The sequence below is a fragment of the Streptomyces sp. SAI-135 genome, assembly GCF_029893805.1.
Taxonomy (GTDB): domain Bacteria; phylum Actinomycetota; class Actinomycetes; order Streptomycetales; family Streptomycetaceae; genus Streptomyces.
In genome coordinates this window covers 5,822,633-5,844,225 of record NZ_JARXYP010000002.1, presented here as the reverse complement: position 1 = coordinate 5,844,225, position 21,593 = coordinate 5,822,633, and the positions used below count along the sequence as shown (strand labels likewise).

The following is a 21,593-nucleotide window of genomic DNA, read 5'->3' as shown; positions in this document are numbered from 1 at the left end:
CGACTTCACTGCGTGACTACCTGAGCACTGTAACCACGGCTCTGTGACCGGAGAACAGCGATTCTGTGACTTCCTGGCCGGTCTGACGGATCAAAAGGGGGCGATTACCGCCCAGATGGGGCGCACTTGCCACGTGCGCGAGCCGGAGAAAGGCAAGTTGCGCATCCATCCTCGACGCCCTTCTTGACAGCGGGATTGGTCTGGACCAACTCTCTTGTCATGCCCATACTCAGCAGAACACGGCTCTGGACGACGACCGCCGTCGCGGCCCTCGCCCTGGGGTTCGCGGGGCCGGCCGCCGCCGCGGACGTCAACAACGCGAAGAACGCCGGCTTCGAGTCCGGCCTGAGCAACTGGACCTGCTCGGCCAACAGCGGCACGACCGTCTCCTCCCCCGTGCACGGCGGCTCGGCCGCACTGAAGGCGACGCCGGCCGGACAGGACAACGCCAAGTGCGTCCAGACGGTGGCCGTGAAGCCGAACTCGACGTACACGCTGAGCGCCTGGGTGCAGGGCGGGTACGCCTACCTCGGCGCGACCGGCACCGGCACGACGGACGTGTCGACCTGGACCCCGGACTCCGCCTCCTGGAAGCAGCTGACGACCACCTTCACCGCGGGCTCCTCGACGACCTCGGTGACGGTGTACACGCACGGCTGGTACGGACAGGCGGCCTACTTCGCCGACGACGTGTCCGTCCACGGCCCGGACGGGGGCGGTGGCGGCGACCCGGCACCGACGGTCCCCGGGGCGCCGGGCGGCCTGACGGTGTCCGGTACGTCCTCCTCCTCGGTCTCCCTGGCCTGGAACGCGGTGTCGGGGGCCACGGGCTACAACGTCTACCGGGACGGCACGAAGGTCACCGCGGTGACCGGGGCCTCGGCGACGGTGACCGGGCTCGCCGCCTCGACGACGTACTCCTTCCAGGTCACGGCGACGAACTCGGCTGGCGAGTCGGGCAGGTCCGGGACCGTGACGGCGAAGACGGCCGCCTCGGGCGGCGGCGGGGGCACGGTGCCGCGGCACGCCGTCACCGGGTACTGGCAGAACTTCAACAACGGGGCGACGGTCCAGAAGCTGTCGGCCGTGCAGTCGCAGTACGACATCATCGCGGTGGCGTTCGCGGACGCGACGACGACTCCCGGTGCCGTGACCTTCAACCTCGACTCGGCCGGGCTCGGCGGGTACACGGTGGACCAGTTCAAGGCGGACATCAGGGCGAAGCAGGCCGCGGGCAAGAAGGTCATCGTCTCCGTGGGCGGCCAGAACGGCACGGTCGCGGTCAACGACACGGCCTCGGCGGCGAACTTCGCGAACTCGGTGTACGCGCTGATGCAGACGTACGGCTTCGACGGTGTCGACATCGACCTGGAGAACGGGCTCAACGCGACCTACATGTCGCAGGCGCTGCGCTCGCTCGCCGCGAAGGCCGGCAGTTCGCTGGTGCTCACGATGGCACCGCAGACGATCGACATGCAGTCGACGTCCAACGCGTACTTCCAGACCGCGCTGAACGTGAAGGACATCCTCACCGTCGTCAACATGCAGTACTACAACAGCGGTTCGATGCTGGGGTGCGACGGCAAGGTCTACTCCCAGGGTTCGGTGGACTTCCTGACCGCCCTGGCCTGCATCCAGCTGGAGGGCGGACTGTCACCGTCCCAGGTCGGACTGGGCCTGCCGGCGTCGACCAGCGGGGCGGGCAGCGGTTACGTCTCCCCGACCGTGGTGAACAACGCGCTCGACTGCCTCACCAGGGGCACGGGCTGCGGTTCCTTCAAGCCCTCCAGGACCTACCCCGACCTCCGCGGCGCCATGACCTGGTCGACGAACTGGGACGCGGCGGCGGGCAACGCGTGGTCCAACACGGTGGGACCGCACGTGCACGCCCTGCCGTAGCGAGACCGGCCGCCTGCTTCTAGACCAGCGGCCGGTAGTACCCGAGCACCGGGGCCAGTTGGGCGAACCACTCGCCCAGCCGGTCCCGGTTCTTCGCGTCGACCACGCACTCGTAGAAGCGGCCGTCGAGGTGGATGACGGCCATCATGAGGGTCTTGCCGTTGGGGCCGGCCTTGTAGTGGACGCTGCGGATCTCGTGCCAGGGGAACTCGGCGGAGTGGCCGTGGTCCTCGAAGGCGACGCCCGCGGAGTCGACGACGACGGAGTTGTGGCGGTCCACCGCCATGAACTCCGGTCCCTCGGCAACCGGTGGGGACGGTGGCCGCCCGGTGAACGCCGACGGCGGCGGGGGCGGGCCGAAGCCCGCGGGGGCCGTACCCGGTGGGGGCTGGTGGCCGTAGGGCGGTGGCTGGGTGGTCATCGTGGTGGGCCCCTGGGTGGTGGTGTCGTACGGAGCCGAGGATAACCACCGGGTCACCGGCCCGCCCGGGGCGTCAGAAGAACTCCGACCACGGCTGGTCCCAGATCTGCTTCACGCACAGGACCAGGAACAGCAGGCCCGCGATCGCCAGCATGGCGTTGCTGAGGGGGCCGTTGCGCCACTGCCGGGGCGTGCGGGAGGTGTTCAGCAGCCACATCAGCGTGCCGGCCAGGAAGGGGAGGAAGGCGGCGCCGAGGACGCCGTAGATGATCACCAGGCGGAAGGGCTGGCCCTGGAAGAGCAGGACCATCGGCGGGAAGGTCAGCCAGAGCAGGTACACGCGGAAGGGCCAGGAGCGCTCGCGCGAGCCGGAGGCGACCTCCTGGCCCGAGGCGGCCGCCTGTCCGCGGCCGCGGTAGCGCGCCACGAAGTCCGCGAACATCAGGCTCACGCCGTGCCAGACGCCGATCAGCGAGGTGAACGAGGTGGCGAAGAACCCGATCAGGAAGAACTTGGCGGTGGCCGAGCCGTACTCGTCCTCCAGGATGTCGCTGAGCTGGATGAGCCCCTTGTCGCCGCTCGCGATCGCGACGTTTGCACTGTGCAGCAGTTCCGCGCCGACGAAGAGCATGGCGACGACGAAGATGCCGGTGGTGATGTAGGCGACCCGGTTGTCGAGCCGCATCACCTTCATCCAGCCGGTGTCGGTCCAGCCCTTGGCGTTGACCCAGTAGCCGTACGCGGCGAGTGTGATGGTGCCGCCCACGCCGCCGATCAGGCCCAGGGTGTTGAGGATGGAGTCCTTCTCGTCGGGCAGCACGGGCAGCAGGCCCGCGAAGGCGTCGCCCAGGTTCGGGGTGACCCGGATCGCCAGGTACACCGTCACCACGAACATGACGCCCACCAGGAGCGTCATGACCTTCTCGAAGACCGCGTACTTGTTGAACCAGACGAAGACCAGGCCGACAAGACCGCAGGCGATGGCCCACCATTCGAGGTCCATCACGTCCGGGAACAGCGCCTGGAGCGGCAGCGCGCTCGACGACATCGCCGCCGCGCCGTACACGAAGCCCCAGATCACCACGTAGACGGCGAAGAACCAGGTGGTCCAGCGGCCCAGGCTCGCCCAGCCGTCGAACAGGGTGCTGCCGGTGGACAGGTGCCAGCGGCCCGCCGCCTCCGCCAGGGAGATCTTGACGAGGCAGCCGATCACCGCGGCCCACAGCAGGGTGTAGCCGAAGTTGCTGCCCGCGATGAGCGTGGCGACCAGGTCACCGGCGCCCACGCCGGTCGCGGCCACGACGATCCCCGGGCCGATGTAGCGCCAACTGGACCTGCGCGGTACGGAGTTCGCCTCACCGGTCACTGTGTTGTCCGTGGTGTCCGCCATGAAGGTCAAGAAACCCCAAAGATCGCCGCCCGGCAAGAGGGCGTGCGGTGAAGGAAGTCGGCACGGTTTCACGCCATCACACCCTGGTCCACTCTTGACCTGGTCATGCCATAAGTGGACGATGTGCCGCACACCCGCACCGGCAGCACGTCGCTGAGACACCCCGCTCCACTCCCCCACTTCCGGAGATCCCGGAACCCTGGAGAACACAGGAGACTTCATGCGACTTCGCACACGCGGTTCCGGCGTCCTCGGCGCCAGACGCTCCGCCGCCCTCGCCGCCGTTCTTGCCCTCGCCCTCGCCGCCCCGCTCTCCGCGAACGCAGACAGCGCCCCGAAGCGGGCACCGGGCAGCGAGGACGTACGCCAGTACGAGATCCACCAGCAGACAACCCCCGTGACCCGTACGGCGATCCAGCAGACCGGAGTGACGGTCGACGAGGCGGACGAGGAGACCGTCGTGGTCTCCGGCCGCGCGGACCAGATCAGGAAGCTGCGCGGTCTCGGCTACGAGGTGACAGCCCTCGGCGCCGCCCCGGACCGGGCCGCGGAGGACGAGGCCCGGCTCTTCGACTTCCCCTCGGCCGACTCTCGCTACCACAACTACGCCGAGATGAACGCCGAGATCGACCAGCGTCTCGCCGCCTACCCGAACATCATGAGCAAGCGGGTCATCGGCACGTCGTACCAGGGCCGGGACATCGTCGCCATCAAGATCAGCGACAACGTGGCGACCGACGAGGCCGAGCCCGAGGTGCTGTTCACCCACCACCAGCACGCCCGCGAGCACCTCACCGTCGAGATGGCCCTGTACCTGCTGCGCGAACTCGGCGCGGGCTACGGGAGCGACTCACGGGTGACGAACATGGTGAACAACCGCGAGATCTGGATCGTCCCCGACCTCAACCCGGACGGCGGCGAGTACGACATCGCCTCCGGCTCCTACCGCTCCTGGCGCAAGAACCGGCAGCCCAACTCCGGTTCGTCGGCGGTCGGTACGGACCTCAACCGCAACTGGGCCTACCGCTGGGGCTGCTGCGGCGGCTCGTCCGGGTCCACGTCCTCCGAGACCTACCGGGGTACGGCCGCCGAGTCGGCGCCCGAGGTCAAGGTGGTCGCCAACTTCGTGCGCAGCCGGGTCGTCGGCGGCGTGCAGCAGATCAAGACCAACATCGACTTCCACACGTACAGCGAACTGGTGCTGTGGCCCTACGGGTACACCTACTCCGACACGGCGACCGGGATGACCGCGGACGACAACGCCGTGTTCAAGGCGGTCGGGCAGAAGATGGCCGCGAGCAACGGCTACACGCCGGAGCAGGCGAGCGACCTGTACATCACCGACGGGTCGATCGACGACTACCTCTGGGGCACGCACAAGATCTTCTCGTACACCTTCGAGATGTACCCGTCGTCGAGTTCCGGCGGCGGCTTCTACCCGCCCGACGAGGTCATCGAGCGGGAGACGTCACGCAACCGGGACGCGGTGCTGCAACTGCTGGAGAACTCGGACTGCATGTACCGGTCCATCGGGAAGCAGGCGCAGTACTGCTAGGGGTCCGTGGGTACCCGCGCCCCTAGTCGGATTCCGCCGACTCCTCTTCGAAGTACTCGTCCATCACCGCGTCCAACTGCTCGTCCCACTTGGCGAAGTCGGATCGTGAGGCCGCCTCGATCTCGATCGGGTACCAGCGGCGGTCCGGGGTGTGGACCGTGACGGTGTACCGCTTGCCGAACCGGGGCGTCTCCGTCTCGACCGCGCCGATCTCGTCCCAGCGGAACTCGCAGGACTGGTCGTCGAGGGCGAGGCGGACGCCCCGGTGGTCGGCGACGATCCGCGCGCGGCGGTCGGAGGCCTCGAAGACGGGCCCGTCGAAGGTCTCCTCCTCGACGGGCTCTTCGGCAGACTCCTCGACGACCTCCTCCGAAGTCACCTCCGCGTCCTCCGGGACGGACTCCGCCTCGCCGGACACGGGTGAGGTGAGCCCGGGGATGTAGGCCGGGTCGAATCCGGCGCCTTCCAGGGGCTGGCTGCTCGAACCTATGCGCTGCTCCACAGCGGGCAGTATGGTCGACGATCCTGTGCCCGGCACAGTCGGCCCCTACATCGTTATCGGACGCCTACACGAAGACGCTCAGTACGGCCGCCACCGCGAACCCGGCCACCGACAGCACCGTCTCCAGCACGGTCCACGTCTTCAACGTGTCGCGTTCGCTGATGCCGAAGTACTTGGCGACCATCCAGAAGCCGCCGTCGTTGACGTGCGAGGCGAAGATGGAGCCGGCCGAGATGGCCATGATGACGAGGGCGACGAAGGCCTGGGAGTGGTGGCCCTCCGACAGGAGCGGCGCCACGATGCCCGCGGTGGTCACGATCGCGACGGTCGCCGAGCCCTGGGCGACCCGCAGGACCACCGAGATCAGGTACGACAGCACGAGCACCGGCAGGCCGACGTCGTTGAAGGTGTCCGAGAGCGCCTGGGCGACCCCGCTGGCCTTCAGGACCGCGCCGAAGACACCGCCCGCGCCGACGACGAGCAGGATGTTGCCGACCGGCTTGAGGGACGCCGTCGACACCGTCTCCAGCGACCTGCGGGACCAGCCGCGGCGGATGCCGAGCAGGTAGTAGGCGAGGACCAGGGCGATCGTCAGCGCCACGAAGGGGCTGCCGAAGAACTCGATGACCGAGCGGCCCGTGGAGGGGTCGAACGCGATCGAGGAGAACGTGGCGGCGAGGATCAGGACGAGGGGCGTACCGATGATGCCGAGGACCGTGCCGAGGGACACGGGGTCCTCCCGCGGTACGACTCCCTGCGCGCGCTGCTCCTCGATCACGGCCTGCCTGGCCTCCGCGGCCGCCTCCACCATGTCCTGCGGTACGGCGACGAAGATGCGCCGGCCGACCCACGCGGAGAACGCCCACGCGGCCAGCACCGCCGGGATGCCGCAGACGATGCCCATCAGGATGACCCAGCCGAGGTCCACGTGGAGCAGGCCGGCGGCCGCGACCGGGCCCGGGTGCGGCGGCAGGAAGGCGTGGGTCATCGACAGGCCCGCCAGCAGCGGCAGGCAGTAGAGCAGGATCGACTTGCCGCTGCGCTTGGCCGCCGCGTACACGATGGGCGCGAGCACGAAGATGCCGACGTCGAAGAAGACCGGGATGCCGAAGACGAGGCCGGTGAGGCCCATGGCGAGGGGCGCCCGCTTCTCCCCGAAGAGGTTCAGCAGCCGGGACGCCAACACCTCGGCGCCGCCGCTGACTTCGAGGATCGCCCCGAGCATGGTGCCCAGGCCGATGATGATCGCGACATGGCCGAGGATGCCTCCCATCCCGGACTCGATGGTGGACACGGCGTCCGACCGCTGGACGGTGCCGAAGAGTTCGGTGACCGAGAGGCCCGCGAGCAGGCCGACGGCTATGGAGACGCCGAGCAGGGCGACGAAGGGCTGGAGTCTGACCTTGATGATCAGGAAGAGCAGCAGGGCGATACCGAGGGCGGCGACCGTGAGGAGGCCCGCGGTGCCGTCGACGAGGAGGAGCAGGCCACCGGTGTGCGGAGGTGTCTCGGTGGTCGCGGCGAGCGGTAGGGACATGGGGGTCCTCTGCGTAAGTCCATGGAGCTTTCGGGCAGGGGGGATCGCGGCACGGCACCGCGAGAGGTGCCGTGCCGTGTGCGGCGTGCGGGAGTCGGGGGTGCGTCAGCCGAGGACGGCGAGCGCGTCGATCTCGATGAGCAGGCCCGCGGGCAGACCGACGTAGACCGTCGTGCGCGCGGCGGGAGGCTGGGTGAGGCCCTGCTCCTCGAAGTAGGTGTTGTAGATCGAGTTCATCTCGGCGAAGTGGTCGACGTCCGTCAGATAGACGCGGATCATCATCACGTCGTCCCAGGAGGCGCCGCCCTCCTCCAGGATCGCCTTGACGTTGGCGAGGGTCTGGAGGGTCTGCTCGCGCAGGGTGGGCCCGGCGGGCGTGGGCGGCTTGCCCTCCTCGGCCGGCAGGAAGCCGACCTGGCCGGCGACCTGGAGGATGTTGCCCTTGCGCACCCCGTGGGAGAACTTCGCGGGCGGAGTGGTGTGGGTGCTCGGGGTGAGCGCGGTCTTGTCCGTCATACGGGGTCCTTAGCTGTTGTTCTGCCGGAGTACTCGCCGCTGATGGCGTCGGCCGTACGGCGGACCTGCGGGAGGAGGGTGAGGAGTTCCTCGGCGGTGACGACGACGTTCGGCGCGGAGACCGACATCGCGGCGACGACCCTGCCGTCGGCGCCGCGGACGGGGGCCGCGACGCAGTTGATGGACTCCTCGTGGCCACCGAGGTCGGTGGCCCAGCCCTGTTCGCGCACGCGCTCCAGCTCCTTGAGGAAGGCAGGGGCGTTGGGTGTCGAACGGGCCGTGTACAGGGGGTAGTCGAGCTTGTCCGCGAGGGCGTGCCGCTCGGCCTCGGGCAGATCGGCGAGCAGCAGCTTGGCGACAGCGGCGACGGTGATGGCGACCGGTTTGCCGATCCGCGAGTACATCCGCACCGGGTAGCGGCTCTCGACCTTGTCGATGTAGAGCACTTCGTCCTCCTCGTACACGGCGAGGTGGACGGTGTGGCCGCACTGCTCGTTCAGCCGTACGAGGTGGGGGTGGGCGATCTCGCGGATGTCGAGGTTCTCCATGGCCTCCTGGGCGAGCGCGATGAGGCGGGCGCCCAGGCGGTAGCGCTGGTCGGACTGCCGGTAGACCATGCCGTGTTCGTGGAGCGTGCGGAGGAGTCGCAGCGCGGTGGACTTGTGGACGCCGAGGCGGTCGGCGACCTGTCCGAGGTCGGCGGGGCCCTCGGCGAGCAGCGGCAGGATGCTGAGTGCTCGGTCGACGGTCTGGCTCATGGGGTGCGTACCTCCTCCGGGGCCCTGTCGGCTTGCGTCCAGCCGGGGCCGAGTCGAAGTGTCCCCCACGTGTCGTCGTCGAGGGCGGCGAGGCGGTCGGCGTGTGCGCGGGCGGGGGGTACGGCGAGGTCGCCGGGGACGGTGAGCGCGGCGGCGGCCCAGAGGTGGCCGTGTCTCAGCCGGTCCTTCACAGGGAGGCCGCGAAGGGTCGCGGAGAGGAACCCGGCGGCGAAGGCGTCACCGGCACCGGTGGTGGCGACGACGTCGACGGAGAGGGCGGGAACGAAGGTGACGTGAGCTTCGGCTGGTCGGGAGTGGGTGTCGCCCGTCGCAGCCGAAGTGGCGTGCGTGGACCCACCTGGGGGCGCGGGGAACTGCGCGACCAGCCCACCACCACCCGCCGCCGAAACGAATGCCGTAGCCCCCCGTCCTCCTTGCTTCACCACCAGCACCCCGGGCTCGGGCAGCACCCGACGAACAGCCGCCGGACCCCCCGTGACCCCCCACGCCTCCTCCGCCTCGTCCTCCCCGACGAACACGATGTCGGCCCCCCGCGCCAGCTCCAGCAGCACCCGTGGACCCTCCGCGTCCCGCCACAGCCCGGCCCGGTGATTGACGTCGAAGGACACGAGCGGACGTCCCGGCGCGGGAGTCATCAGCTCACGCACCAGCTCCAGGCACCCGGAGGACAACGCGGCGGTGATCCCCGACAGGTGCAGCACCCGCCCCGCCCGTACCGCCGACAGGTCCACGTCGGCCACGGACATGGCGGAAGCGGCGGACCCCGCCCGGTAGTAGGCGACCTCGTGCCCGTCCGAGCCCCGGTCCCCCGCCGTACGGAAGTACACCCCCGTGGGCCGCGAAGCGTCACGGCCGACCGCCGAGACATCGACCCCGTACCCCGCGATCGTCTCGACCAGGTGATCCCCGAACCCGTCCGCCCCGACCCGGCTGACCCATCGGACAGCGAACCCGGCGGCCGCCAGCCCGCAGGCCACGTTCGACTCCGCCCCGCCGATCGCCCGGTCGAAGGACGGCACGTCGGCGAGCCGTCCCGGCCGGGTGGGCAGGAACGTGACCATGGACTCGCCGAGCGCGACGACGTCCACGGCGTCGGGGGCATTCACGATGGTCGTAGCTCCTTCATTGACCCGGCGTTGGCGTGGATGTTAGACAGCAGTCAGCGATATACGCAATGCACGTTGCACATACTGCAACGCACCCTTCAGGGAGGCCCCGTGTCCGGTTCCGAAGCGCTCGCCCGCCTCACGGAGGACCGCGTCGACCACCGCTTCAAGGGCCTCCCCCCGGACGCGGACGGCCTGACCGTCGCCGAGCTCACCGCCCAGCGCCGCAACCTCTTCACCGACGGCTTCACGACCCCCGTGCTCGCCCTGTCGGCCGAGCGCCTGGAGCACAACCTGGCGCTCATGGAGTCGTACGCCACCCGCCACGGCCTCGCCTTCGCCCCGCACGGCAAGACGACCATGGCCCCCCAGCTCTTCCAGCGGCAGCTCGAGCGCGGCGCCTGGGGCATCACCCTGGCCGTGCCCCACCAGGTGCGGGTCGCGCGGGCGTACGGCGTCCAGCGGGTCTTCCTCGCCAACGAACTGGTGGACCCGGCGGCCCTGAGGTGGATCGCCGGCGAGCTGGCGGACGACGAGGACTTCCGCTTCGTCTGCTACGTCGACTCCGTGCGCGGGGTCGAGCTGATGGACGCGGCCCTGCGGGGGAGCGCCCGCCCCGTGGACGTCGTCGTCGAACTCGCCGCCGGTGCGGGCGCCCGCACCGGTGTCCGCACGGAGGCGGAGTGCGCGGCCGTCGCCGACGCGGTCGCGGCCACCGGGACACTGCGGCTCGTCGGGGTCGCCGGGTACGAGGGCGAGGTCCCCGGCGCGGACCCGGAGCGCGTGCACGCCTGGCTGCGCCGGCTCGTCGCCCTGGCCGCCGACTTCGACAAGGCGGGACGGTTCGCGGCGGAGGGGCTCGACGAGATCGTGGTCAGCGCCGGCGGCAGCGCCTGGTTCGACGCGGTCGCCGACGTCTTCGCCGAGATCCCCGAACTCTCCCGCCCGGTCCTGAAGTTGCTCCGCTCGGGCGCCTACGTCTCGCACGACGACGGCCACTACCGCAAGGTGACCCCCTTCAACCGGATCCCCGAGGAGGGCGCCCTGGAGCCCGCGTTCCGGCTGTGGACGCAGATCGTCTCGCGCCCCTCCCCCGGCCAGGCCTTCGCCAACGCGGGCAAGCGGGACGCGGCCCACGACCTCGACCTCCCCTTCGCGCAGGTGGTGCGGCGGGGCGGCACCGAGCGCCCGGCCACCGGCATCGAGGTGACCGCGCTCTCCGACCAGCACGCCTGGCTGGCCACCGCCCCCGACGCCGACCTGGAGGTCGGCGACTGGCTGGGCCTCGGCCTCTCCCACCCGTGCACGTCCTTCGACAAGTGGCAGCTGATCCCGGTGACGCAGGCCGACGGCACGGTCGTCGAATACGTCCGCACGTTCTTCTGAGACGCGAAGGGAGCCCGGAGATGGAAGAGCTCGTCATCAGGGACGCGGACGTCGTCGACGGCAGCGGCGCCCCCTCCTACCGCGCCGACGTGGTCGTGGACGGCGGCCGGATCGTGTCGATCGTCAAGGAGGCGGCCGACGCGGGCTGCCAGCGCCCCAAGGCCCGCAGGGAGCTGGACGCCGAGGGTCTCGTCCTCTCCCCCGGCTTCATCGACATGCACGCCCACAGCGACCTGGCCCTGCTGCGCGACCCCGACCACAGCGCCAAGGCCGCGCAGGGGGTCACGCTCGAAGTCCTGGGCCAGGACGGGCTGTCGTACGCCCCGGTCGACGACCGCACCCTGGAGGAGGTCCGCCGGGCCATCTCCGGATGGAACGGCCACGGCGACGACATCGACTTCGACTGGCGCACGGTCGGCGAGTACCTGGACCGCCTGGACCGGGGCATCGCCGTCAACGCGGCCTATCTGATCCCCCAGGGCGCGGTCCGCGCGCTCGTCGTCGGCTGGGAGGACCGCGAGGCGACCCCCGAAGAGCTGGACCGTATGCGCCGGTTGATCGCGGAAGGCATGGAACAGGGCGCGGTGGGGATGTCGTCCGGACTGACCTACACCCCCGGCATGTACGCCGAGGACGCCGAACTCACCGAGCTGTGCCGGGTGGTGGCCCGGTACGGCGGCTACTACTGCCCCCACCACCGCTCGTACGGAGCGGGGGCCCTGGAGGCCTACGCGGAGATGGTCGCCCTGACCCGGGAGGCCGGCTGCTCACTCCATCTCGCCCACGCCACCATGAACTTCGGCGTGAACGAGGGCCGGGCGCCGGAACTGCTGGCCCTCCTGGACGAGGCCCTGGCGTCGGGCGCGGACATCAGCCTGGACACCTACCCCTACACCCCGGGGTGCACCACGCTCGTGTCGCTGCTGCCCAGCTGGGCGAGCGAGGGCGGTCCCGAGGAGATCCTCAAGCGGCTCGCGGACGACGAGACCTCGGAGCGCATCCGCCACCACCTCGAAGTAACCGGCTCGGACGGCTGCCACGGGGTGCCGATGGAGTGGGACACGATCGAGATCGCGGGGGTCACGGATCCCGCGCTGTCGCAGTACGTGGGCCGCCGTCTGGACGGCTGGGCGACCGCCCGTCACCTGCTCCTCACCGACCGGCTGGCTCCCTCGATCCTCCAGCACGTCGGCCATGAGGAGAACGTCCGCACGATCATGCGGCACCGGGTCCACACCGGCGGCTCCGACGGCATCCTTCAGGGCGCCAAGCCGCACCCCCGGGCCTACGGCACGTTCCCGCAGTATCTCGGCACGTACGTGAGGCAGTTGGGCGTGCTGTCCCTGGAGGAGTGCGTCGCCCACCTCACCTCCCGCCCGGCGTCCCGCCTCCGCCTGCCGGACCGCGGCCTGGTCAAGGAGGGCCACCGGGCCGACCTGGTCCTCTTCGACCCGGAGACAGTGGCCCCGGGCTCGACCTTCGAGAACCCCCGCCAACTGCCGACGGGTATCCCACATGTCCTGATCGACGGCAAGTTCGTGATCGAGGACGGCGAACGCACGGAGGTCCTGGCGGGCAGGGCGGTCCGTCGCAGTCCCATGCAACGGAACACCCGACTCCCTTAGGGGCGCGGGGAACTGCGCGACAAGCCACAACGGACCCGCACCCGCCGCACAACCCCTCGTGGCACCCCTGTAGGCGCTACGGCTTAGGCAACGTGCACGCGCTCGCGTTCAGGTTCAGCTGATTCCCCGTGGTGAAGCAGGCGGGGATGTTGTAGATCTCCTGGGCGTAGTTGATGCCCTCGCGGACGGTGACGTTGCCGTTGGCGTCGACCTCGCACGGGTTGTTCTCCGTGCACCGCTCACCGTCCTCGTTGCCGGTGTTGTTGACGGCGACGACCTTGCCGGTGGCCTGGTCGATCACCGGCGAGCCCGAGGTGCCGCCGATGGTCTGGCAGGCGGAGGTGTAACGGACCGAGTCCTTCCAGGTCCAGTCGCCCTCCTTCAGGCGGTACACGAACCCGTCGATGTTGCAGCTGTAGAGCCGCTTCCAGTACCCGGAGGCCACGGTGATGGCGGTCCCGGCGGTCGGGTGCGTGTCCTGCACCGTGAGCGCGGAGATCCCGTACGAGTTCTTGATCGACGCGTACGTGCTGGTGAGCTGGTAGATCGACACGTCCGTGTCGGTCATCGTGCCGTAGGCGAGCTTGCTGGCGCGCAGCGTGGCGACCCGGGTGCCGGAGGAGTTGAGCAGTCCGAAGCTGCGGCTGGACGCCTGGTTGGTGAGCACCTCGCCCGGCGCGGGGAAGCCGGTGGTGAGGCAGTGCCCGTTGCTGAGGACCAGCGCCGGGTCGGTGTCCAGGGAGTTCGGGAACCGGATGACCGAACCCGAGCAGTTGCTGAGCGAGACGGTCCCGGCGAGGGTCACGGCCTTGAGGCCGGGCGACTGTGACGTGACCTGGGACAGGGCGGCGGTGGCGGACGTGACCACGTCGTGGACCGTGGAGACGGGGGTGTCCGTGTCGATGCTCTTGCCGACGCCGGAGGCGGCGGGTTCGGCGGCGACCGCGGGTGCCGCGCCCATCCCGGCAAGTGCCAGGGCGCTGAGCGCTGCGACGAGAGGCTTTCTCATGTGGGGGTCCCCTCTTGCGACTTGGGCGACCGGAAATCTTCCGGCCGCCCGTGAGTTTGTCATGAACATTGTGAAGAAGGGTGGTCGCTGGGGCAAGAAGTTGTGCCGAGCCCGCGCCTCTCGACGGGCGACACCTCCACATCCGGGACGGCACGAACCCGCCCGCCTGCCGTCCGCGAGCTCAACTTACCCACCGGAGGGGCTACTTGGGCCTCTTCGTGCCGCCCTGTCCGCGCCCCTTGCCGTCGGAGTTGCCCGGAGCGCCGGCGGTGGTCGTGGCGTCGCCCGCCGAGGGATCGGCCGAGGTGTCCGAGGAGGCCGTGGCCGACGGGGTCCCGCTCGTCCCCGCCTGCCCGGACGCGTCCCCGGAGGCGCTCGCACCGGATGCGCCGGACGCGCCGGACGCGCCGGAGCCGGACGCCGGCTCACCGGAGGCCGTCGAACCCGGGGCCGCCGGACCGGTGGAGGAGTCCGGGTCCGTGGCGCCGCCCGTCCCCGCGGAGGCCGAGGGCGCACCGCTCCCCGGGGCGCGCTCGGAGTCGGAGGAGGAGCCGAACAGGGACACTCCCGCGATCAGAGCCGCCGCCCCGACCGCTCCGACGGCCACGACCACCCGGCGCGAGCGCCGGCCGTCCCGGTCGCGGGCGGCCCGCCGACGGGCCGCCCGGCCGACGGGATCCGGCCCGCTCGGTTCCGGGTCGGCGTATTCCGGCCGGGCGGGCTCGACCGCGGGGAGCTCGGCCGTCGTGTCGTACGCCGTCTGCCAGCCGTGCGCGGCCGCGGGGTCCGGGTACTCGTCGTACGCCGGGGTCGCCGCTGGCTGCGGCTGGTAGACCTTCGGTGCCCCGGACTCGTATTCGACTGGCCTCGACATGGCGATGGATTCTAGGGACGGATGAGGCGGCTGGGACAGCTACCGGCGATAACAGTCCAAACCGACGCGTCTCACGTGGCGGAAAACACGACCCGATGAGCGTTACCGGGCCGTAAGCTCCCAGACATGCAGGTGATCCAGTCGACCAAGCTCGCCAATGTCTGTTACGAGATCCGGGGCCCGGTTCTCGAGGAGGCGATGCGCCTGGAGGCGGCCGGGCACCGCATCCTCAAGCTGAACACGGGCAACCCCGCCGCCTTCGGGTTCGAGGCGCCGCCGGAGATCCTGGAGGACGTCCTCCGCAACGTCTCGACGGCCCACGGCTACGGCGACGCCAAGGGGCTGCTCGCCGCGCGCCGGGCCGTCGTCATGCACAACCAGACCATCGGCATCGAGACCGACGTCGAACACGTCTTCATCGGCAACGGCGTCTCCGAGCTGATCGTGATGGCCATGCAGGGCCTGCTCGACGACGGCGACGAGGTCCTCGTACCGGCCCCCGACTACCCGCTGTGGACGGCCGCGGTCTCGCTCTCCGGCGGCACCGCCGTCCACTACCGCTGCGACGAGCAGTCCGACTGGATGCCCGACCTCGCGGACGTGGAGCGCAAGGTCACCGACCGCACCAAGGCGCTCGTCATCATCAACCCCAACAACCCCACGGGCGCGGTCTACGACGAGACCATGATCAAGGGGCTGACCGACATCGCCCGCCGGCACAACCTGCTGGTCTGCTCGGACGAGATCTACGACAAGATCCTCTACGACGGCGCCACGCACACCCCGACGGCCTCGATCGCCCCGGACCTGCTCACCCTCACCTTCAACGGCATGTCGAAGGCGTACCGGGTGGCGGGCTACCGGGTGGGCTGGATGTCGATCTCCGGCCCGCGCGCGCACGCCGACTCCTACATCGAGGGCCTGACCGTCCTGGCCAACATGCGCCTGTGCGCGAACATGCCGGGACAGCACGGCGTGGTCGCCGCGCTCAGCGGACGGCAGTCGATCAACGACCTCGTGCTGCCGGGCGGGCGGCTCGTCGAGCAGCGGGACGTGGCGTACGAGCTGCTGACGCAGATCCCCGGGGTGAGCTGCGTGAAGCCGAAGGGGGCGCTGTACCTCTTCCCGCGTCTCGACCCCAAGGTCTTCAAGATCAAGGACGACCGGCGGATGGTCCTGGACCTGCTGCGCCAGGAGAAGATCATGGTCGTCCAGGGCTCCGGCTTCAACTGGCCCGAGCCGGATCACTTCCGGGTGGTGACCCTGCCGACGGTCGGTGATCTGCGGGACGCCGTGGGGAGGATCGGCAACTTCCTGGACGGGTACGGCCAGCCGTAAACCTCGTCGGCACCCGATCTTTTTGGTTCGCTCAACTTTAGACGGAATCTAAGCTAGGATGGTTTCCTGACTGCACAGGAGGCCATCCCATGTACGAACCGATCCGCACCAAGTCGGTCCACTCCACGATGGCCGACGCCCCCACCGACTTCCCCCACCGCTCCCGTGAGGAGGAGCTGGACATCCAGCTCGCGGGCCATCTCGCCGCACTGCTCGCCGTCACGGACGAGCTGCGTGCGCTGGCCCCGTCCGCCGATCTGGACACCGCGGCCGAGCGGCTCGCCGAACAGGTGGCCCGGCTGCGCGGCGGAGGCGTACCGGCCCGTGCGTCCCTGACCTCCCTCGACCCGAACCCCCGCGCCGGCGACCTGCACCGGCGCGCCCACGCGGTGGCGGGCCGCGCGCTGCTCGTGGCGGCGTCCCGGGCGGACACGGCGGCGGCGATCCTGGCGGCGGAGCGGATGGACGCGCACAGCGCGGCTCTGGCTCTGGCCGACCCCCGGGAACTCGCCGCCCACTGAGCCGTACGGCTCCTCTGATCGGCCCCGGTCCGCGCGCATCCGCAGCGACGTGCGGACCGGGTGCCATGCACTGCGTTGGCTTGGGCCGGGCGCCTGCTCGCCGTGGTGTTCGCGTTGTCCGGCGGGTGCGGGTTCGTTGTGGCTTGGCGCGCAGTTCCCCGCGCCCCTCAGGGCGTTGCCGTGCCGGGGCCGGTACACCCCCCGTTCATCCTCCGGGGCGCCTGAGCGTCGTGGGGATCTTGTTCGGTTGGCGGGTGCGGGTTCGTCGTGGCTTGTCGCGCAGTTCCCCGCGCCCCTGAGGGCGTTGCAGTGCCGGGGCCGGTACGTCACCCCCCGTTCATCCTCCCCGCCGGGGAATGTTGGGTTCCGGGAGCACCCTGCCCATGTGAGACGAATCGTAGGGATCGTCCTCGCGGTTCTGCTGGTCGGCGGTGTGGTGGCAGCCGTCGTGGCGGGTCGCAGCAGTGAGGACAAGGGCACGGCAACGAAGACCGTGCAGGGAGTGATCGGGTCGGAGAAGGCGGAGTTCTTCTCGGATCCCGACGTGGTGAAGGCCCTTGCCGCCAAGGGCTGGACCGTGAAGGCCGAGACCTCCGGGTCCTGGGCCATGGAGGGGCTGGACCTGGGCGGGTACGACTTCGCCTTCCCGTCCAGCCAGGCGCCGGCCGCCGAACTCGCCTCGAAGTACGAGGTGCGGGGGACCCTCCCGCGCCCCTTCTACTCGCCGCTGGTCGTCGTGGCGCACAAGAGCGCCGCCCAGGTCCTCGCGGGCAACGGCCTGGCCACCCTGGACGCCGAGCACCGCGGCACCCTCAAGATGGCCGCCTACCTGGACGCCGCCCGCGCGGACCGCACCTGGCAGCAGCTCAGGGGCGCGGGGAAGTACGGGGAGCTGACCGGCACCCTCTACCTCTCCAGCACCGACCCGGAGACCTCGAACTCCGGCGCCCTGTACCTCGCCGCCGCCTCGTATGTGGCGAACGGCGGCAAGGTCGTCGCGAGCGGCCGCGAGATCACCCGGACGACTCCCCTGCTGCACAAGCTCGTCAGTGTGCAGGGCGCCCAGCAGTCCAGCACGGACGCGGCCTTCCGGGACTTCGTCAGCGGCGCCGGCAATCCGCTGGTCCTGGTCTACGAGTCCCAGGTCGCCTCCCTCCTCGCGGACGGGCAGCACCCCGACGACCTGGTCGTCCTCTACCCGGACACCACCGTCAACAGCGACCACACGGTCGTACCGCTGACCGAGAACGGCCTGGCGCTCGCCGGACTGCTCGCCACCGACCCGCGGCTGCGGGCGCTGGAGGTCCGGCACGGGTTCCGGCCCCAGGGCGAGGCCACCGGGTTCGCCTCGGCGGCCACCTATCTCAAGCAGGAACTGACCGGCGTCCGCCAGGCGCCCGTGCCCACCTCCGCGGTGCTGCACGAGCTGGCGCGACGGGCGCGCGGATAACGGGGGACACCACTGATGACAGCCATGAACGACAACGACACCTTCACGCTCACTCCGCCCGAGCCGGTGGCCGCCGTGCCCCGTGAGAAGGCCGGCGGGCTCGTCCCCGTCGACGACGCGGTCCGTACCGACATGGCCCGCAAGGCCTCCGCGTACGTCGAGTCACTGGCCGTGCTCGACGCCCGCTCGCCCGAGTTCGCGGGCAAGGTCGGGGAGATCACCGCGCTCGGTGCCGGGGAGATGCGCAGCGCCGCCGCGCAGTCCAACCGGATGCTGGAGCGGACCGTGCGCAGCCTGCCGGACAGTGGCGGGGACGCCCCGTCGCAGGTGGCCGGATCACTCGTCGAACTGCGGCGCGTGGTCGAGGACCTGGACCCGAGGGACCTGCCCGCCGCCAGGGGCCGCAAGTTCCTGTCCCGGCTCCCCGGGGGCAACCGGCTGCGCGACCACGTCGCCAAGTACGCCACCGCACAGGGCACGTTGAACAGGATCGTCGGATCGCTTCGGGGCGGTCAGGACGAACTGAGGCGGGACAACGCGGCGTTGCAGACCGAGCGGGTCCGGCTGTGGGAGACCATGGGCAAGCTCCAGGAGTACGTCGTGCTGACCGAGGCCCTGGGTACGGCCGTCGAAGAGCACATCTCGGCCGTGGGGGACCCCGAGGCGGCCGACTCGCTCCGTGCCGACGTGCTCTTCCCGGTCCGGCAGAAGCACCAGGACCTGCTGACCCAGCTCGCCGTCTGCGCGCAGGGCTACCTCGCCATGGACGTCGTACGGCGCAACAACGAGGAGCTGATCAAGGGCGTCGACCGGGCGGCCACGACCACCGTGTCGGCCCTGCGGATCTCCGTGATGCTGGCCTCCGCGCTCGACCACCAGAAGAAGGTCGTCGAGCAGGTCAACGCCCTGCGCGGGACGACCGAGGACCTGATCCGGGGCAACGCCGAGATGCTCGCGACCCAGAGCGGGGAGATCCAGCGCATCGCGGCCGACCCCGCGGTCGGCGCCGAGACCCTGCGCTCCGCGTTCCAGCAGATCTACCGGACCCTCGACGCGATCGACACGTACAAGGTCCAGGCGACCGAGGCGATGGCCGCGACCGTCGAGTCCCTGACCGCCGAACTCCAGCACGCGAGCGGGTACCTGGAGCGGAGCCGGTCCCAGGGCGCCCTGGAAGGGGGCCTCGGATGAGACGACGCGCACTGGCCGGCTGCCTGGCGGCACTCGGTCTGCTCACCGCCTGTACCCCGCAGGACGACGGGATCGGCGGCGTCTCGACGCCCGGCGTCCCCGGCCCCGCCGAGCCCGGCACCCTGCGCGTCCTCTCCTCCAGCGAGCTCGGTGACATGGCCCCGGTCCTCGCCCAGGTCGAGAAGGACACCGGCGTCAAGGTGAAGCTGAACCCCATCGGCACGCTGGACGCCGTGGAGATGCTGGCCGAGGGCCGCACCGACGGCCGGTACGACGCCCTGTGGCTGTCCTCGAACGACTACCTCCGGCTGCGCCCCGACGCGGCGCGGAAGGTGGTCTCCGAGACCCCCGTGATGTCGAGCCCGGTGGCGATCGGCGTACGGTCCGCGACGGTGAAGGCCCTCGGCTGGAGGCCCGCCGACGTCACCTGGTCCCAGGTCGAACAGGCCGTCCAGGAGGGGAGGCTGACGTACGGCATGACCGATCCGGCCCGCTCCCACTCCGGCTTCGCCACCCTGGTCTCGGTCGCCTCGGCCCTCTCCGGCGCCCAGTCGGCGCTCACCGACGCGGACGTCACCGAGGCCACGCCCCGGCTGAAGGAGTTCTTCACGGGCCAGAAGCTGACCTCGGGGTCCTCGGGCTGGCTGGCCGCGGCCTACGACCGGCGCGGTGACGTCGACGCCCTGCTCAACTACGAGTCCGTCCTCAAGGGCGTCCCGGGCCTGACCGTGATCCGCCCCCGCGACGGTGTGATCACCGCCGACTACCCGCTCACCTCGCTCCGGTCCACGAACACGCGGACCCGCGAGGACGTCCGCCGGGTGACGGAGGACCTGCGCACCGAGAGGATCCAGCGGCTGATCACCGAGCGCACCCACCGCCGCCCGGTGGTGGCCTCGGTCCCGCCGGCGAGCGGTCTGGACACCACCCGCCGCCGCGAACTCCCCTTCCCCGGCAGCCGTTCCGTCGCCGACGGCCTGCTCGACTCCTACGAGAACGAACTGCGCCGCCCGTCGAGGACCGTGTACGTGCTGGACACCTCGGGCTCGATGGAGGGCGAGCGCCTGGACCGCCTCAAGACGGCCCTCACCGACCTCACCGGCGACTTCCGCGAACGCGAGGAGGTCACGCTGATGCCGTTCGGCTCGCGGGTGAAGAGCGTACGGACGCACGTGGTCGAGCCGGCGGACCCGCACACCGGCCTGGACGCCATCCGCGAGGACACCTCGGCGCTCTCCGCCGACGGCGACACCGCGATCTACACCTCGCTGGAGAAGGCGTACGACCATCTCGGCGCCGGGCGGGACACGTTCACGTCGATCGTGCTGATGACGGACGGCGAGAACACGGCCGGGGCGAAGGCGAAGGACTTCGACGCCTTCTACGCCCGGCTCGGCAGCCAGGCCCGGGAGATCCCCGTCTTCCCCATCCTCTTCGGCGACTCCGACCGCTCCGAGCTGGCCCACATCGCCGACCTGACCGGCGGCCGCCTCTTCGACGCCCGGCAGGGCTCGCTGGACGGTGCCTTCGAGGAGATCCGTGGCTATCAGTAGGTATCTGGAGTCCCGCAAGAACATCGCGGGCAGCGTCTGCGGGCTGGCCGGACTGGTGCTGACCTTCGCGGGGGTGGCGGGCCCGTACTGGCCCGTGGTCGTGGCCGGCCTCTACGGGGCGGGCGCGCTCGTCGCCCCGCCGGAGCGGGTCGCACTGCCGGACTTCCCGGCCCCGTCGGCCCAACTGGACGAGGTGCGGGCCGACTTCGAGAAGCTGCGGGCCTTTCTGACCGACATCGACCTGTCGGTCACGGCGGCGGCCCGGCTGCGTGAGCTGACGGATCTCCTGTCGGCGCTGCTGGACCGCACCTGGTCCGCACAGCTCCTGGCCCACGATCCGGAGGGCGTGCACGCGCTGTCCCGGATCGTGCGCCGGGACCTGCCGGAGGCGGTGGACAGCTTCGCCCGGACCCGCTGGTGGACGAGGATGACCCCGGGCGCCCAGTCCCCGGAACTCCATCTGGAGCAGCAGCTGGGCCTGATGAAGAAGGACGCGGAGCACCTGGCGGCGGCCCTGCGGGACACGGAGGCCAGAAGGCAGGAGACCCACACCCGCTACCTGGAGGAACGGTCGGAGCGCTAGGGAGCCGCGGGAACGGCAACGGCACGGCTGGCAGGATTCTGAAAACGGCCGGATCCGGAAAGCGGCGAAGTCCAGCAAACGGCCGCATCAGGAACAGGGCGGGCCCGAAGGCGGCGAGGCCCGCAGCCCAGCGCGACCACCGTCGATCCACCAAAACGGCGACCTCACGAACGCGGCCGGACCAGGAACACGGCGGAGCCGGGACGCGGCGAGGGCCCACCCGCACCGGCTTCCCGTCGGGGCGGACGGGAAAGGTGCGGGCGGGCCCACAGCCGCACACGCCGTTGTGTGCGGCCTCGCCGTACTGAAACCGCGGCCGGCCGTGACGATACTGCTGGTCAGGGCACGATCGGAGCCG

Annotated in this window: 19 protein-coding genes; 10 read left to right on the top strand and 9 right to left on the bottom strand. The window is 70.5% G+C overall.

What is annotated here, in order from left to right; genetic code table 11:
- Positions 1-219 precede the first annotated feature (219 nt).
- Positions 220-1,899, top strand: coding sequence for a glycoside hydrolase family 18 protein (locus tag M2163_RS31100; RefSeq protein WP_280895635.1), 1,680 nt, complete (start codon positions 220-222; stop codon positions 1,897-1,899).
- Between the two features lie 19 nt (positions 1,900-1,918).
- On the opposite strand, the gene M2163_RS31095 is transcribed toward M2163_RS31100, so the two are convergent.
- Together M2163_RS31095 and M2163_RS31090 are read right to left on the bottom strand one after the other, a co-directional pair.
- Positions 1,919-2,320: a hypothetical protein gene (locus tag M2163_RS31095; RefSeq protein WP_280849585.1), complete on the bottom strand. Its 402-nt coding sequence runs from the start codon at positions 2,318-2,320 to the stop codon at positions 1,919-1,921.
- A gap of 73 nt (positions 2,321-2,393) precedes the next feature.
- On the bottom strand, positions 2,394-3,710 hold the full coding sequence (locus tag M2163_RS31090; RefSeq protein WP_280849586.1) for an Nramp family divalent metal transporter: 1,317 nt from the start codon (positions 3,708-3,710) through the stop codon (positions 2,394-2,396).
- 220 nt (positions 3,711-3,930) lie between these two features.
- Here M2163_RS31090 and M2163_RS31085 point away from each other — a divergent pair, with 220 nt between their 5' ends.
- A complete protein-coding gene (locus M2163_RS31085) occupies positions 3,931-5,265 on the top strand; it encodes a M14 family metallopeptidase (protein WP_280849587.1) in 1,335 nt (444 codons plus the stop codon).
- Between the two features lie 22 nt (positions 5,266-5,287).
- Here M2163_RS31085 and M2163_RS31080 read toward each other — a convergent pair whose 3' ends face one another.
- From M2163_RS31080 to M2163_RS31060, 5 genes are all read right to left on the bottom strand, one after another.
- On the bottom strand, positions 5,288-5,767 hold the full coding sequence (locus M2163_RS31080) for a hypothetical protein (RefSeq protein ID WP_280895634.1): 480 nt from the start codon (positions 5,765-5,767) through the stop codon (positions 5,288-5,290).
- Between the two features lie 64 nt (positions 5,768-5,831).
- Entirely contained in the window at positions 5,832-7,304 is a 1,473-nt protein-coding gene (locus tag M2163_RS31075) for a gluconate:H+ symporter (protein WP_280849590.1), read from the bottom strand.
- A gap of 105 nt (positions 7,305-7,409) precedes the next feature.
- A complete protein-coding gene (locus M2163_RS31070) occupies positions 7,410-7,820 on the bottom strand; it encodes a RidA family protein (protein WP_280895633.1) in 411 nt (136 codons plus the stop codon).
- Positions 7,817-8,578 carry an IclR family transcriptional regulator gene (locus M2163_RS31065; protein WP_280849591.1) on the bottom strand — a complete coding sequence of 254 codons (762 nt, stop codon included), beginning with the start codon at positions 8,576-8,578 and terminating at the stop codon, positions 7,817-7,819. Before M2163_RS31065 ends, M2163_RS31070 begins: the two co-directional genes overlap by 4 nt.
- Positions 8,575-9,705: a sugar kinase gene (locus M2163_RS31060; protein ID WP_280849592.1), complete on the bottom strand. Its 1,131-nt coding sequence runs from the start codon at positions 9,703-9,705 to the stop codon at positions 8,575-8,577. The genes M2163_RS31065 and M2163_RS31060 overlap by 4 nt, the downstream gene beginning before the upstream one ends.
- 111 nt (positions 9,706-9,816) lie before the next feature.
- On the opposite strand from M2163_RS31060, the gene M2163_RS31055 reads away from it, so the two are divergent.
- Positions 9,817-11,091 carry an amino acid deaminase gene (locus M2163_RS31055; protein WP_280895632.1) on the top strand — a complete coding sequence of 425 codons (1,275 nt, stop codon included), beginning with the start codon at positions 9,817-9,819 and terminating at the stop codon, positions 11,089-11,091.
- A 20-nt stretch (positions 11,092-11,111) separates the two neighbouring features.
- Entirely contained in the window at positions 11,112-12,716 is a 1,605-nt protein-coding gene (locus M2163_RS31050; RefSeq protein WP_280895631.1) for a D-aminoacylase, read from the top strand.
- A 76-nt stretch (positions 12,717-12,792) separates the two neighbouring features.
- On the opposite strand, the gene M2163_RS31045 is transcribed toward M2163_RS31050, so the two are convergent.
- Both M2163_RS31045 and M2163_RS31040 read right to left on the bottom strand, forming a co-directional pair.
- Positions 12,793-13,725: a serine protease gene (locus M2163_RS31045; protein ID WP_280895630.1), complete on the bottom strand. Its 933-nt coding sequence runs from the start codon at positions 13,723-13,725 to the stop codon at positions 12,793-12,795.
- 202 nt (positions 13,726-13,927) lie between these two features.
- A complete protein-coding gene (locus M2163_RS31040; RefSeq protein ID WP_280895629.1) occupies positions 13,928-14,599 on the bottom strand; it encodes a hypothetical protein in 672 nt (223 codons plus the stop codon).
- A 126-nt stretch (positions 14,600-14,725) separates the two neighbouring features.
- Here M2163_RS31040 and M2163_RS31035 point away from each other — a divergent pair, with 126 nt between their 5' ends.
- The 6 genes from M2163_RS31035 (at position 14,726) to M2163_RS31010 (ending at position 21,235) form a co-directional block, all read left to right on the top strand.
- A complete protein-coding gene (locus tag M2163_RS31035; RefSeq protein WP_280895627.1) occupies positions 14,726-15,937 on the top strand; it encodes a pyridoxal phosphate-dependent aminotransferase in 1,212 nt (403 codons plus the stop codon).
- Positions 15,938-16,026: 89 nt separating this feature from the next.
- Positions 16,027-16,458, top strand: a complete 432-nt coding sequence (locus M2163_RS31030) for a hypothetical protein (protein WP_280895626.1) — start codon at positions 16,027-16,029, stop codon at positions 16,456-16,458.
- A gap of 385 nt (positions 16,459-16,843) precedes the next feature.
- Positions 16,844-17,908 carry a hypothetical protein gene (locus M2163_RS31025; protein ID WP_280895625.1) on the top strand — a complete coding sequence of 355 codons (1,065 nt, stop codon included), beginning with the start codon at positions 16,844-16,846 and terminating at the stop codon, positions 17,906-17,908.
- 24 nt (positions 17,909-17,932) lie between these two features.
- Complete coding sequence (locus M2163_RS31020) at positions 17,933-19,099, top strand: toxic anion resistance protein (RefSeq protein WP_280897343.1); 1,167 nt, start codon at positions 17,933-17,935, stop codon at positions 19,097-19,099.
- The gene (locus M2163_RS31015) at positions 19,096-20,652 is read left to right on the top strand and encodes a VWA domain-containing protein (RefSeq protein WP_280895624.1); all 1,557 of its coding nucleotides are present in this window, start codon (positions 19,096-19,098) and stop codon (positions 20,650-20,652) included. Before M2163_RS31020 ends, M2163_RS31015 begins: the two co-directional genes overlap by 4 nt.
- Complete coding sequence (locus M2163_RS31010) at positions 20,639-21,235, top strand: hypothetical protein (protein WP_280895623.1); 597 nt, start codon at positions 20,639-20,641, stop codon at positions 21,233-21,235. Before M2163_RS31015 ends, M2163_RS31010 begins: the two co-directional genes overlap by 14 nt.
- Positions 21,236-21,593: the final 358 nt, after the last annotated feature.

Bases quoted from the DNA above. Each gene is read 5' to 3' on its own strand.
- M2163_RS31100 (WP_280895635.1), top strand. From the start codon at position 220: ATGCCCATACTCAGCAGAACACGGCTCTGGACGACGACCGCCGTCGCG.
- M2163_RS31095 (WP_280849585.1), bottom strand. From the start codon at position 2,320: ATGACCACCCAGCCACCGCCCTACGGCCACCAGCCCCCACCGGGTACG.
- M2163_RS31090 (WP_280849586.1), bottom strand. From the start codon at position 3,710: ATGGCGGACACCACGGACAACACAGTGACCGGTGAGGCGAACTCCGTA.
- M2163_RS31085 (WP_280849587.1), top strand. From the start codon at position 3,931: ATGCGACTTCGCACACGCGGTTCCGGCGTCCTCGGCGCCAGACGCTCC.
- M2163_RS31075 (WP_280849590.1), bottom strand. From the start codon at position 7,304: ATGTCCCTACCGCTCGCCGCGACCACCGAGACACCTCCGCACACCGGT.
- M2163_RS31070 (WP_280895633.1), bottom strand. From the start codon at position 7,820: ATGACGGACAAGACCGCGCTCACCCCGAGCACCCACACCACTCCGCCC.
- M2163_RS31065 (WP_280849591.1), bottom strand. From the start codon at position 8,578: ATGAGCCAGACCGTCGACCGAGCACTCAGCATCCTGCCGCTGCTCGCC.
- M2163_RS31050 (WP_280895631.1), top strand. From the start codon at position 11,112: ATGGAAGAGCTCGTCATCAGGGACGCGGACGTCGTCGACGGCAGCGGC.
- M2163_RS31045 (WP_280895630.1), bottom strand. From the start codon at position 13,725: ATGAGAAAGCCTCTCGTCGCAGCGCTCAGCGCCCTGGCACTTGCCGGG.
- M2163_RS31040 (WP_280895629.1), bottom strand. From the start codon at position 14,599: ATGTCGAGGCCAGTCGAATACGAGTCCGGGGCACCGAAGGTCTACCAG.
- M2163_RS31035 (WP_280895627.1), top strand. From the start codon at position 14,726: ATGCAGGTGATCCAGTCGACCAAGCTCGCCAATGTCTGTTACGAGATC.
- M2163_RS31030 (WP_280895626.1), top strand. From the start codon at position 16,027: ATGTACGAACCGATCCGCACCAAGTCGGTCCACTCCACGATGGCCGAC.
- M2163_RS31020 (WP_280897343.1), top strand. From the start codon at position 17,933: ATGAACGACAACGACACCTTCACGCTCACTCCGCCCGAGCCGGTGGCC.
- M2163_RS31015 (WP_280895624.1), top strand. From the start codon at position 19,096: ATGAGACGACGCGCACTGGCCGGCTGCCTGGCGGCACTCGGTCTGCTC.